9 protein-coding genes are annotated in these 13,942 nt (G+C 45.5%); 4 read left to right on the top strand and 5 right to left on the bottom strand.

Annotation, left to right across the window (positions count from 1 at the left end; all coding sequences use genetic code 11):
- Positions 1 to 49 precede the first annotated feature (49 nt).
- The 5 genes from ACHZCY_RS13625 to ACHZCY_RS13605 all read right to left on the bottom strand — a co-directional run bounded on the left by ACHZCY_RS13625 (position 50) and on the right by ACHZCY_RS13605 (position 8,245).
- The gene (locus tag ACHZCY_RS13625) at positions 50 to 1,825 is read right to left on the bottom strand and encodes an aldehyde ferredoxin oxidoreductase family protein (RefSeq protein WP_319549276.1); all 1,776 of its coding nucleotides are present in this window, start codon (positions 1,823 to 1,825) and stop codon (positions 50 to 52) included.
- Between the two features lie 109 nt (positions 1,826 to 1,934).
- The gene (locus tag ACHZCY_RS13620) at positions 1,935 to 2,054 is read right to left on the bottom strand and encodes a hypothetical protein (protein WP_394713440.1); all 120 of its coding nucleotides are present in this window, start codon (positions 2,052 to 2,054) and stop codon (positions 1,935 to 1,937) included.
- Entirely contained in the window at positions 2,027 to 3,244 is a 1,218-nt protein-coding gene (locus ACHZCY_RS13615; RefSeq protein WP_319549275.1) for an aspartate aminotransferase family protein, read from the bottom strand. Before ACHZCY_RS13615 ends, ACHZCY_RS13620 begins: the two co-directional genes overlap by 28 nt.
- Positions 3,245 to 3,594: 350 nt before the next feature.
- Positions 3,595 to 5,337, bottom strand: a complete 1,743-nt coding sequence (locus ACHZCY_RS13610; RefSeq protein WP_319549274.1) for a sigma 54-interacting transcriptional regulator — start codon at positions 5,335 to 5,337, stop codon at positions 3,595 to 3,597.
- A gap of 100 nt (positions 5,338 to 5,437) precedes the next feature.
- Positions 5,438 to 8,245: a cache domain-containing protein gene (locus tag ACHZCY_RS13605; RefSeq protein ID WP_319549273.1), complete on the bottom strand. Its 2,808-nt coding sequence runs from the start codon at positions 8,243 to 8,245 to the stop codon at positions 5,438 to 5,440.
- Between the two features lie 322 nt (positions 8,246 to 8,567).
- On the opposite strand from ACHZCY_RS13605, the gene ACHZCY_RS13600 reads away from it, so the two are divergent.
- From ACHZCY_RS13600 to pheT, 4 genes are all read left to right on the top strand, one after another.
- Complete coding sequence (locus tag ACHZCY_RS13600) at positions 8,568 to 9,314, top strand: methylated-DNA--[protein]-cysteine S-methyltransferase (protein ID WP_319549272.1); 747 nt, start codon at positions 8,568 to 8,570, stop codon at positions 9,312 to 9,314.
- An 80-nt stretch (positions 9,315 to 9,394) separates the two neighbouring features.
- On the top strand, positions 9,395 to 9,721 hold the full coding sequence (locus tag ACHZCY_RS13595) for an MGMT family protein (protein ID WP_319549271.1): 327 nt from the start codon (positions 9,395 to 9,397) through the stop codon (positions 9,719 to 9,721).
- 361 nt (positions 9,722 to 10,082) lie between these two features.
- Positions 10,083 to 11,126, top strand: coding sequence for a phenylalanine--tRNA ligase subunit alpha (locus ACHZCY_RS13590; RefSeq protein WP_205224426.1), 1,044 nt, complete (start codon positions 10,083 to 10,085; stop codon positions 11,124 to 11,126).
- Positions 11,127 to 11,144: 18 nt separating this feature from the next.
- Positions 11,145 to 13,568: a phenylalanine--tRNA ligase subunit beta gene (gene pheT / locus ACHZCY_RS13585; RefSeq protein WP_319549270.1), complete on the top strand. Its 2,424-nt coding sequence runs from the start codon at positions 11,145 to 11,147 to the stop codon at positions 13,566 to 13,568.
- The last annotated feature ends 374 nt before the right edge of the window (positions 13,569 to 13,942 follow it).

Raw genomic sequence — 13,942 nt, 5'->3', positions numbered from 1 at the left:
GGGCTGCCTTAAGAAATATATTAAGATGTATTCTTGAGGCAGCCTGATATCACATGGCGTCACTTGGAGGAACACCATCACGGTTCCATCCTCTCAGCTGGTAGTAATCCTGCAGCATATACTCCATTTCATCAGCAGTGAGTGAACTGCCTTCTGGGAGAATTTTCTTATGCAGCCTTTTCGGTAATCGATCATCTTCAGGCCGGAGCCCCTCCTGAAGGTTGTATTTTTTGGTCAAATCAAGAATATATGCTGCAATTTCCTTGAACATTTCCTGGGTAGCTTCCAGGCCGGTCACTAAACTGATAGACTTTTCAAGTTCTTCCCAGGTATAAAGGTCTCTATAGAACCGACAAAGCGTCAAGGTATCGAAAATATTCAGTCTATCTTCATAATCGATCAGCATTTCAGCTTTTCCCTTGATCTCTTCTGGAGGTATCCAGCCCGCAAGTTCCGGCTTATAAAATGTTGTACGCAGATGGCAGGCCCCACGGGGAGAAGTGCCAAAGGTAAGCCCCATTCCTTTCAGCTTTCGGGGATCATATCCTGCAGGCTCCAGCCCCTTGACATGTATGGCCAAGTCTTCAACCCCAAAGTGCTGTGATGTTGGGATGATGCCATCTGCGATAATATCGCCTATTCCATCTCTGGCGGCTATTTTCTCAATCAGCGCTATTACCTGGTCGGCATTGCCGTACTCGATATCATAATCAATACGCCCCTGCGCTTTTCCTTCCATTATCAACCCGCACAGATTGCCTGCTGTGATGGTATCTATTCCTACCCGATCACACAGATCATTGAGATAGGCGACCTCTTCCATCTCCTCTATCATGCATAGTCCGCCAAAAGAATAGATTGTCTCATACTCCGGACCCTCAAGCTGCAGATCCTTATGCCGTCCTTTGGAGATTTTTGTTAAGCGGCCACAAGCCATAAAACACTTTGCACAGGCATGGGGTTTGACCTCATTTTCTTCATGGTAGGCTTCGCCACCAATTTTCTCCCAGTGTTCGCATGAGCCCTGATTCCAGTATTTTGCCGGAAATGCTCCTGCCGTATTCATAAGGCCGACCATGAGAGTAGTTCCCATTTTACGATAAGCCTTAACCCCCGGATTCTGCATATGCTCCTTGGAAAAAGCCTTGGCATATTCAGCCACTCCCTCCTGATCAGCATACTCGCGCTTGCGATCCCCCTGAAAAACAATCGCCTTCAGATGTTTAGAGCCAAACACTGTGCCAACACCGGTTCTGCCGGCGCATCGCCACTTATCATTGGCAATAATGGCAAAATTCACCAGCTTTTCACCAGCAGGGCCGATGACGACAGCCCCAGGTTTTCGATACCCTTCCCGGTCAAGTGAAAATCTGTTGAGAGCTTCTTCCTCTGCAGCAAAAGTCTCCATCCCCCATAAATCTGCTGCGTCATGAAAGTCTACGCCCTCGGGATGAATCGTCAATGCTGTCGGCTGAGAAGCTTTGCCCACCAGAATAATTGCATCAAAGCCCGCAGAATCTATTGCTTCAGGTACCCTTCCACCTGAGTAAGATTCGGTATAAAAACCGGTAAGAGGTGACTTGGTAAAAACACCATAACGACCTCCACCCCATAAACGCCCGCCACAAAACGGCCCTGTGGCAAATATGAGATGATTATCAGGCGATAGAGGGTCAACGCCTGGCGGATTGCGATCCAGGAGCAGCTGTGTTGCAAGTCCCTTTCCCCCCAAACACTTGCTGAGTATCTCGTCGGATAATTGCTCGACGACAAAGTCATTTGTGCTTAAATTTATCGTCAGGATACGATTATAAAATCCGTACATGTGTATTTCCATATATGATTGCGCCGAATAACTCATCGCCGCCCCGTTCCCACTCCTAATATATTAAGAAGCTGAAACGGGGCCGAATTACCCGAACAGCAGTTGACGGTTACTGGCAGATCGCGGCAAATCCATCTTCTAAAATTTCCAAACCTTGATTAAGCTGCTCATCGGTGATGACCAGCGGCATCAGAAATCTAATCACATTGCCGTAGGTACCACAGGCCAATATAAGCAAGCCTCGCTCAAGACAATATTCACAAGCGCTTTGGTTTCATCAGCAGCTGGAGTTTTTTCCTGTCTGTCTTTGACGAGCTCCATGGCAATCATGGGACCGAGACCGCGAACATCCCCTATAATACTGAATTTTCCTTGCAGTCTTTTAAATCTGTTGTCCAGAGTCACTCCGAGCTCTACAGCTTTTTCAAGAAGGTTTTCAGATTCAAATATATCAAAGACAGCCAGGGCTGCCTCACAACAAATCGGATTTCCTCCATAGGTTCCGCCAATGCCGGATGGATGTACAGCATCCATTATTTCCTTTTTCCCGACAACGGCACTTAACGGCATGCCTGCAGCCAGGCTTTTGGCGACGGTTGTAATATCTGCTTCAATGCCATAATGCTCCATGGCGAACATGTGACCTGTTCTCCCCATGCCGGACTGAATTTCATCCGCAATCAGTAAAACATTATTTTTCTCACAGATTGCTTTGAGTTTCTGGAAGTATTCTTTAGGAGGTGCAATAAAACCGCCTTCACCCTGCACGGGTTCGACAAGGACTGCTGCCGTTTGCTCAGCAGCAACGGTGTTGATGAAAATATGCTCAAGATGATCTGCGCATTGCACCTTACAACCTGGGTATTCCTGGTTGAACGGGCACCTGTAGCAGTTGGCGAAAGGCATTCTGTAGACTTCCGGCGCAAATGGACCAAGGCCGAATTTGTATGGCTTCACCTTGGAGGTAAGCGTCATCCCCATTAAAGTACGCCCATGGAAGGCACCATCAAAAGCAATAATTCCCTGCTTCTGCGTGTAGTACCTTGCTATTTTCACTGCATTCTCAACTGCTTCTGCACCACTATTGACAAACATCGCCGCCTTGGGGGAATCACCAGGAACAGCTTCACACAACTTTTGGCTAAGCTTTACTGCGGAATCATATGGTGAAACCATAAAGCAAGTGTGGGTGAACTTCTCAGCCTGATCCTGAATCGCTTTAACGACCTTTGGGTGTGAGTGCCCAACGTTCATCACAGCGATACCACCAGCAAAATCAATATACTCGTTACCTTCTACATCTGTGATAACTGCACCTTTAGCGTGCGACACATATGCATCAGTGCCGCTGGCAGTTCCTTTAGCCATATATTTGTCGCGCACCTCTTTGATTGCAGCGTTGGTTGTAAAAGAGTCCATGTTGCTTTTTCTCCGTTTATGAATTGTTAATATTTTGCCAAAATGACTTGCATTGCCGTTCTTTTTGTATCGAAAGAAAAGCAAATTTGACGCCAACAACGGAAAAAACTATTTTTATTTATAAAAATAGATAGATAAGCGAAAAGATACAGAGCAAGGCGCAGAGTTCGATCCATTTATAGATCAACAGCGGCGACATTTGACGAAAAACGAGGGGAATGATTCAAAAATAGATCTAACAACGTGAATATCGCATGACATTAACTATAGATCCCCCTTATCCGCCCCAACCTTGATCCAAAAATGAATCGTCAACGCGCCACGCCTTATGAAAAGAGCAAGTAACGAATCTAAGCAATATTATACTGCTTTAACTTACGAACAACCGAAGGCTGGCTAATACCAAGATGTCTAGCCATTTCCCTGGTGGTGGTGAATTCTTTTTTGGTACGAATAAGCAGCGCTTTCTCAACTTTTTGGAGCGCATTGGAAAGGTTGAAGTCATGACTATCGGCTCCAGCAAGCAGCAGATTTGAATATGCCGGCTCATTCCCGCCAAGACTTCCCCTGACAAATTCATCAACATTGCTACGTTCATCCATGACGACAACATTTTCCACAATACTCTTCAACTCTCTCACATTTCCAGGAAAGGCATACTGCAACAGATACTGCATAGTCTGGGAATTGATTTTTTTATTGCAGTTGTACTTGGTATTAAATTTCTCCAGATAAAATCGAATCAGGCCGGATATGTCTGATGTCCTTTCCCGGAGGGGCGGAATTTTGAGAATAAAACTATTTAACCTGTAATAGAGGTCCTCTCGAAAAAGTTTTTGTTTCACCAGCTCATGCAAATCCTGATTCGTAGCCGCAATCACGGAGCATTCAACGTGAAACACATCGGTACCACCGACTCGCCGAATTTCATGGTTATCTAAATATTTGAGCAGTTTGGCTTGCAAAAGCAAAGGCATATCGCCTATTTCATCGAGAAAAAGGGTCCCACCATGAGCCATTTCAAACAACCCCACTTTCCCTTTGGAGTTCGCACCGCTGAAGGCTCCTTTTTCGTATCCAAAAAGCTCTACTTCAAGCAGACTTTCGGGTAATGCAGCGCAGTTAATTTCAACAAATGGATTTTTGCGCCTGCTGCTGTTTTTGTGAATCATTTTGGACAACATGCTCTTGCCCGTACCAGACTCCCCCAAAATGAGAATATTGGATGCACCGAGGTGAGCAAGCTTTAAGGACATCTGCAAGATGCTTCTCATTCCAGGGCTTTCAGCAATGATGGGATTATTTTGCAACTCCAGCAAAGCCAGTTCAGAGAGTTCTTCTTTGTACTTTTCTCTTATCTTCTGACTCTGCTCATATTCTTTACGTAGGGTGTTGAGTTCGGTTATGTCCCTTTCATTAACAACAATGAGTGCGATATCACCATTTTCATCAAATGCCGGAGTACCTGTGGAAAGGAGAAACTTTTTGGTTTTTGCAATATATTGCATTATTGTTTCGCGATTGCCACTCTCCAGCACCTGGGTAGTCACTGACTGATCAAAAACTTTATTATCCAATAAATCCTGTACATTGCGCCCTATCACCTTATCACACTTTATGCCATTGAGTGCCTCTGACGCCTTATTAAGACTGATGACCTCTCCCTTACCGTCGCAAACCCATATGCCATCTGATGACGAATCAATTATTCTTTCTAACTGGCGATTAATTATTTTGAACGAGTCAGTTTTTTGCGCCGATTTTTCAATATTTTCAAGCTGCTGAAACATACAAACAGCCCCTGCAAATTTTTCCTGCTTGAAGACGGGATTTACATCCAGAACCAGCTGTGACTGCGGCCCCTGAACCTGATACCCTCTAATTTGCTTTTTGTTACTGAAAAAATCGCTGAGTGGTCGTTTTAAAAACGAAAGAACGCTTGCTAATTCTTTATCGAGATGAGCGTCGATATTCAGATTGAGCAATATCGTAGCGTTACGGTTTATGTGAGATATGCACCCTTTTGGATCAATTACAACAATACTGATATTTGTGAATTGAAAAATATCCTCACAATTTACTTTCTCATACATCTCTGACCACCATCAATGAAAACAAATAGTACATCTACGCAGCTATCCTCTAAGTAGCTTCAACCTGCGAATCATCTCTGGTCTCCACTATCCTCTATTGTCACAGATTAAATACCCTCATAATTTCTTTTTCAAGTTCCCTCAGCTTGAATGGCTTAGCAATTCGTCCACTGAAACCATATTGCCTGTACTGTGCCATAATCGGGTCGTTTGCGTAACCACTTATGGCTATGATTCTTGCCTTAGGATCAAATGCAAGTATTTCTTGCGCTGTTTCCTTACCACCTTTACCACCAGGGAGAGTGAGATCCTGCAGAATAATATCGTAGGGGATACCCTGCCGAAACGCCTGGATGTATTTTTGTATGCCCGCCTCCCCTTCACTGGCCTGTTCGACCTTTTGGTCAAGGAGTTGCAGCATCTCAGACAGCACCAATTGAACAACCTCGTCGTCGTCTACTACTAATATTTTCAGCTGAGGGATGGTGGCTATCTCTTCAGTTAGCTGAGCGTTTTCTACAGGGGGAGCGCCTTTTGTTTTCTCGGCAGGAAGGTAAATGACAAAAACAGTGCCTTTGCCCAGCGTTGAATCCACACATATCCGGCCCAGGTGCTTCTCCACTATGGAATGAACCATCGAGAGCCCAAGCCCGCGCCCTGTCTCTTTAGTGCTGAAATACGGATCAAAGATACGTGCGACGACGTCCTCAGCCATTCCCGTACCTGTATCCTCAATTTCCAGCCGTACACTGTCGGTATTGAGCATGGAATCAGCCGCCTCAACGTTTGCGGTGCGAATTGTCAAAGTGCCTCCGCTTGTCATAGCCTGCTTGGCATTGATGACCAGATTGGCGATGACCTGAGAGATTTGACCGTCGTCGGCATGGACCGGCCAGATATTTTCAGGGATATCATATTCTGCTCTTACAGGGCTACCGCTCAAATTAAAAGAAACGACCTCCCTGATCATCTGCTTAAGATCAACCGTTTCGATAATCGGGTCCCCACCTTTGGCAAAAGTAAGCAGCTGCGAAGTCAGGCTCTTGGCACGTTGCAGTGATTCATGAGCCATCTGAATATATGGGAAGGCTTTATCACTCTGCCTGATTTCCTTTTTCGCAAGTTCGATATTACCGAATATTCCAGCCAGAATGTTATTAAAATCGTGTGCAATTCCCCCTGCTAAAAAACCAACCGACTCAAGTTTTTGAGCTTTGAAAAGCTCTTCTTCAATGCGAAGATTCTCGGTTTCATCCCTAAACACTATTACTTTCCCAAGGACATCACCCTTATCCCCAGATATAGGGGAACTGTTCGCAGCAATGTGATGCACATTCCCTGACCGCGATACAAGGGTGCTAACACGCTCCGGACGAGCCTTACCGTGATCGAGATCTATTACTGGCTGTTTTTCTGATTTGCCAGGCTGCTTTATCACCATAATGTCGTTAACATGGCGACCGATGGCCTCGAAAACCGTCCAACCTGTCAGCTGGACTGCGACTCCGTTCATGAGCAGGATGGTTCCTTTTGTATCGGTCGCAATCACGCCATCTCCGATTGAATGAAGGGTAACACGAAGTCGTTCCCGCTCGTTTCTCAACTGTTCTTCAACCTCCATTTTATCATCCAGCATTCGGTTTGCAGAATCGGCGAGCAGGTCCAGTTCTCCATACATAATTTTTTCCCGGGCAATATGATCAGAGGTGGTTGCAGCCCTTTTGAAAAAATCAGAAAAGACACGAAAATCGTTTTCCACTTTTTTACTCAATTTATTAAAAAGCAGAGTCACCAACACGAGCGCGCCCAGGAAAACCATACCGATAATGAAAAAACTTTTTTTCAACCGGCTCCGGAGTGTTGCGTGCATTTTTTCTATTTCTTCATCCACATCGTCGAGGTAAACGCCGGCAGCAACCATAAATCTACCATCCGCAGCAAGCTTGAAATAACTGGTTTTCGGTCTCGGTTCATTTACATCGAGTTTGCGATACCAATAATCGACATAACATTCTCCGTACTCACGCAAACCTTTCAAAAATTCTCGACGAAACATCTTTCCTTTCGCATCCTGATAATCGTCTGAGATGAGCTTGCCGGTATCGTTGGGCCGGTTAGGGTTCGCGTATACTCTGGCAAAAGCCTTGCCACCATTAATGTTGAGGATCTCGTTGATAAAAACATACCCCTGATTATTGGGGCCGAATCGATTCATGGTAACGTAATCAGCAATAATTTGCTGAAGGCAAGTTTCAATCTTATCCAGGTACACGCCGGCCCCGATATACCATCCTAAAGGCTCTAAATATTTGACATAGGATATTTTTCTATGCCTCCGACCAGTTTCATTAGGTTTTGTCCAATTGTAGGTGTAGTATCCTTCTCCTTGCGTTTGGGTAATACCGATCATGTCCCTCACGATATACCGCCCACTCTCATCCTGAAGATCAATAAGATTTTTTCCCTCAAGCTCAGGATTGTCGGCTATCAAACGAGCAAATCCTTTAACATCACAGATAAAATAGTATCCCAACTCGTTATCAAAGCGAATTGGCCGCAGAGCCTCTATGATACTGCTTTCTATTTCCCTCGCCTCTACTTTCCCCTTGAGCTGGTTGTATATGGACAGGGCAACCATGGCGGCCTCGTTGACCCGGTATCTGGCGTTGTCTTTTGCTTGAGAGAGATTGCTCCTGACAGAATCATCTATAACATTGACAACACGATCGACCTGGCCCTTGATCATACGCCGTTGATCTTCAATAAAATCACGACGAATTCTGTCTTCACTCGCTTTACTTTCCCCGATAGCCTTCAACGTATGAAGTACAATCAGAATAACAGCCAAGGCAATGAAGGTAAAAATTATGGCGGTGCGAATGGTTTTAATCAGTGAAGGTTTTTTCATGAATTTTGCACCAAACAAACTCCTTAATGAACATTTACATCATTCTGCGATGACAACTCGTCACAATTTGCGCTCTCTCAAGAGCATCTTCAATCAGTAGCAATTTAGTTCGAGATCAGTTCCTACATAAAGTATGTCGAGCAGCACAGAAAATGTCAAGCTGACAGAGTCAGAAGTATTTACAATTCCATTAAAAATACACTCACACTATTCCCAGAACACATTATCTTCTCTATATGCCCCGCCCGAAATCGGCTTGCAGAATTGGACCTATGCAATATCATACGTTTTCAGAAGAACGTCGCCCCCCACAGCTTTTCGAATGAAACATCAAACAGAAAAAAAATACAGGGACGGCGCTCCTGTACAAAAAGAGATCGGGGACTGGGCAGTGAGCTCTGTATCCACGCAGGGACTGGAAATGATCGACAGTTTTCCTTATTGCGACCTGGGGTTACTCAAAGCGTTAACACGCGGCGAGAAAGTGCCCACTAAAAAGAATTACTCTCCGCAGTCGAGCAATGGCGACCATACAGAACTTATGCCACCCTTTGTCTCTGGAACAAAGGCCGGGAGAAATAAATCAATGATCTTTTACACCACATTCGACACTCCTGTTTGTAAAATTATACTTGCAGGGACAAAAGACGGGATATGCGGATTGCACCTGGATACAGGTGAGGGGAAAAGAGCATTTGCCATTGGTGATGATTGGATACGCAATGAAGCCGTCTTTGCCGATGCAAAAGAAAAAATTGAGGCCTACTTTGCAGGTAACTTACAAAGCTTTGCTGTTGCTCTCCAATTACATGGAACCGATTTTCAAAAAAAAGTATGGACCGCTCTTTTAGATATTCCTTTCGGCGAGGTTCGAACCTATGGAGAAGTTGCCGCAGCTATAGGCAACAAAAAAGCGAGCCGAGCGGTGGGTATGGCAAACAGCAAAAATCCAATCCCCCTGATCATTCCTTGCCACCGGGTTATCGGTGCAGATGGATCGCTGACCGGTTTTGCCCACGGACTGAGCATAAAACGGAAACTACTGGAATTCGAGAGGCAACATCGATAGGTGCGATGAAAAAATGAGCATGTGCAGCACAGGCAAGCACCTGAAATCAAGTCGATACAAAGGATGAGTATTCGACAGGTATGACCAGACAGCAATTTACAACCCAAATAATAGAACTTATTCGTTCCGTCCCCTGCGGCTACGTTTCCACTTACGGCGATATTGCTCGAATGGCAGGCAATCCACAAGCTGCGCGCCAGGTAGCCCGAATACTCCACACATGCGCAAAACCGGAAAAACTCCCATGGCATCGCATCGTTAACAGAGAAGGTCGAATCTCACTCAAGCCTTTTCAAGGATATGAACAACAGAAAATGCTGCTTGAAGATGAAGGGGTTGCCTTTGACGAAACCGGCAAAATCAACCTTGATCAATACCGGTGGCACGCCCTGCCGGATAACTGGTAAGCAAACGTTTTCGGCTTTGCCAAAAAAGAACCAACTTGCTACGCTCGTCTTCTTGAAAAAAAAGCATCACGTTCCCAAAAACATTCGTTTGTTCTTGCGGCCCCATTAACTATGATTGCAAACGTGCATCAAATGCACTCTTTTTAAATTATTGTGCCGAAATATTCAGGATCAAATTGACACAATAAATTTTTCCCCTATATTGGGTAGAAACATACAAAGGGTATATTTTTTCCTCTTTCTCGTTTACCGTGATGGATGAGGCAAAAAATGCTGAAGGTTTGAAATACTAATCGAGGCTCCCCATGGGGAGCTTTTTTGTGTCTATCGTGGCCAATGATAGATGGTGAAGAGGTAAAGCATGCTGGAAAAGCTGGAAGAGTTACAAAAAGAATTCCGTGAGTCGGTGGGAACGTTGGCAGACAAAAACAGTCTTGCTGATTTCAAGGCCGATTACCTTGGGAAAAAGGGGAAATTAAATGACATCCTCAAAGGGATGCGTGAAGCTTCTGCAGACGTGCGGAAGACTGTGGGTGCAAAAGCCAATGAATTTAAGCAGGAGATCCAGGACAGCTTATCTGCTCAACTGCTGAAAATCGAAACGGCTGCGATAAACGCAAAGCTTGAAGAAAACTGGCAGGATATCAGCTTTACCGATAGCGTCAAAGCGAAGGGGCTCTTGGCTGCCGGCTATCATCCGGTTACCATCATCCAGCGTGAGATTGAGGATATCTTTATCTCCATGGGATTTGACATACTGGACGGCCCTCATATTGAGGACGATTTTCACAATTTTGAAGCACTCAATATCCCAGATACCCATCCAGCAAGAGATATGCAGGACACCTTCTGGTTTGCAGATATGAAGCATCTGCTGCGGACACACACCTCCACTATCCAGGTAAGAGGAATGGAGGCCAACGACCCTCCTTTCAAATTTATCGGCCCTGGAAAAGTTTTTCGCTGTGAGGCCACCGATGCAAGCCACGAAATGGCTTTCCATCAACTGGAAGGAATGATGGTGGGCAAGGATATCTCGGTAGCCAACCTGATTTATTTTATGAAAGCCCTCCTTTCTGAAATTTTTCGTCAAGATGTGAATGTTAGACTGCGCCCCGGCTTCTTCCCCTTTGTAGAACCTGGATTTGAACTTGATATCGAATGTCTTATCTGCGCAGGAAAAGGCTGTTCCGTCTGCAAGCAAACCGGTTGGGTAGAACTGCTTCCCTGCGGCATGATCCATCCCAATGTTTTAAAAGCCGGTGGTATCGACCCCAAAAAATGGAATGGCTTTGCTTTTGGACTGGGCCTTGATCGGCTTGTTATGATGCGTTATCACATTGATGATATTCGCCATCTGCATGGTGCAGATTTACGTTTTGCAGAACAGTTCAAGTCCTATTGAGAGCAGAGGAGATTATCAGTGAATATTAGTATTAATTGGATAAAAGATTATGTGGATCTCCCTAAAGATATTTCTCCGGAAGAGTTGGGGGTAAAATTTACCCTGGCCACCTGCGAAGTGGAAGGTGTGGAGACCACCGGTGCTCATCTGGAGCAAATTAAGGTTGTAGAGATAACCACCATAGAGCCGCATCCCGATGCGGACAAGCTGCGCCTGGTAAGCTTTAACACCGGAGAAGACGAAAAACGGGTGGTATGCGGCGCGCCCAATGTCGAAGTTGGTAAAAAAGTACCCTTTGCCTCTGTAGGGGTAACCCTTCCCGGCGGGTTTACCCTGACTCCCAAAAAAATCAGGGGGGTTGAAAGTGCAGGAATGCTCTGCTCCGAAGTTGAACTGGGCTTGAGTGGGGATCACAGCGGACTCATGATCCTGCCTGAAGACGCCACGGTCGGACAAACACTTGCCGAACACCTCGGAGCCACCAGTGATATACTTTTCGATATAGATAACAAATCCATCACCCACCGTCCTGATTTGTGGGGACATTACGGTATGGCCCGTGAATTTGCAGCAGTGTTTAACAAACCGTTGAAAGACTGTTTTAACGAAGAATGGCAAAATTCTATTCGTAGTCTGTACACTGATGAGGCTGCGCCGGTGAGCGTCCACGTAGACGCTGATTCCTCCTGCTTGGGCTACAAAGGCCTCAGCATGGACAATATCACCATTAAACCCAGCCCTCAGTGGATGCAGGAACGTCTTCGTCTCTGCGGCCTACGCCCCATCAGCAATATCGTGGATATATCCAACTATGTGATGCTGGAACTGGGAATGCCCAACCATATCTTTAACCGCGAGACCATCCGCGGCGGTGAAATCCATGTACGCCGCATGGGCGAAGAAGGCACCTTTGTCACTTTGGATGAGCAAGAACGAAAAATGCTGCCCACCGATACCATGGTCTGCGACAAGGAAGGACCTTCTGTTATTGGCGGCATCATGGGTGGTCTTTACAGTGGTGTCAAAGACGATACTACGAAAATCTTCATCGAAGCGGCTAACTGGAAGGATTCCGAAATTCGCAAAGTGAGTGTTCGCCTTGGACTGCGAACCGACTCCTCACAGCGGTACGAGAAGTGCCTGGATACCAACCAGCTAGAACGTTCCATCTTGCGTATTGTTGAGCTGGTTCGTGAAAGTTGTCCTGAAGCCAGGGTTGTAGGCTCCATGCAGGAGGACGGAGTACAGCCCACTCCTGAACTGCAGATCGAAATCAGCCATGCAAAAGTCTGCAAAGTGCTGGGGAAAGATGTTCCGGAGGAGCAGATTATTGCGATTCTTGAATCCCTGGATTTTCTCGTTGAAAAGAAAGGAGAGCAACTAACCGTTACCGTTCCCAGCTACCGCGCCACAAAAGATATTGAATACGAGGATGACCTGATCGAAGAGGTCGGCCGAATCATCGGTTACGATAACATAGTTCCTATTTCTCCTAAAAACATAATTGAAACCGTACGACTGGGTGAAGCCAAACTGATGCAGCGCCGTATCCAGAATTTCATGGTCTTCAATGGCAGGGCCCTGGAAGTGATGACCTATCCCATGGTAGGCGAAAAACTGCTGGAGCAGGCAGACTGGCCGGTGAAAAACGATAAACTGGAGCTGGTAAATGCCCTGTCCCACGAATTAAGCCGCATGCGCCCCAGTATGGTCCCCTCACTGTTGGAAAAGGCCGCCTTGAACCAGAAAAACTTTACTTCCTTCCGGTTTTTTGAAATGGGCCGTTCGTATCAAGAGCTGGAAGGGGATGCCTACAGCCAGGACCGATATCAGTTGGGCGTGGTTTTCTTTGATAAAACCGCGTCTCCGTTTATGAATCTGCTCAATGTAATGCAGCCCCTGATGAGTTACTTAAACCTCAATGCACAGTTTGAGGAAAAGAACGAAAAGTTTCCCAATCCCCACGTTCCTGCGGATTGGCCGGGACTGCATCCCAATGAGTATGTAAACATCAGGGTGATGGGGAAACATTGTGGTTTTCTTACCACTGTTCATCCGGTAATCACTCGACAATTCAAAATTAAGGGCAATGTGTCTCTGGCTATTTTTGATATAACCGATTTCATGAATCAACGGATCAAAGATAAAACCAAGTACAAAGCTCTGCCCAGATTTCCATGGTCTGAGTTTGATTGCACTGTTGTTGCCGAAAGCCGGATTCCAGTTGGTGATATTCTCAGTGTCCTTGGCAAGCTGAAGGTCAAGGAAGTGGCAAACGCTAAGGTGGTGGATGTGTTCAAATTAAGTGATGAACAAAAATCAGTCACCCTGCGGACGACTTTTATGGATCGTGAAAAAACCCTGAGCCCGGAAATAATAAAGGAACTTGAGGATAAAGTTGTGGCCACTTTGGCTGATGGCGGATTCCCCTTAAAAGTATAATAAGCGAGTCAATGAATCTGCCTTGCCGGGCAGCATCGTTTATACAACAAATACAATAGAATAGGCTCCACATTCCGCCCCCGAAAGAAACTTTTTCTTTCGGGGGCAGCCGTTTATGGGCAGTTCTTTTTTTCTACATCAAACACCGGGGTCTTTGATGTAGAAATCGAAACTAAAATAAGACACTCTAATACAGCAAGGGTAATTTTATCTAAAAACCTCTCCAATAACCAATTATTCAAGAAACAGGAATTATGTGTAAACTTTCAGGTTTACTTAAATAGTTAACATTCCCAATACTCAGCTTCTTCCATTTCTTCGCAAGGCATTTTTGCAAGCTATCAGTAGTCCCATAGGTGTGGGGAAAGAGCTCA

The organism is Desulfogranum marinum, from assembly GCF_963675105.2.
Lineage (GTDB): Bacteria > Desulfobacterota > Desulfobulbia > Desulfobulbales > Desulfobulbaceae > Desulfogranum > Desulfogranum marinum.
Note: the sequence above shows the minus strand (reverse complement) of the source record. Positions and strands in the feature narration are given on the sequence as shown.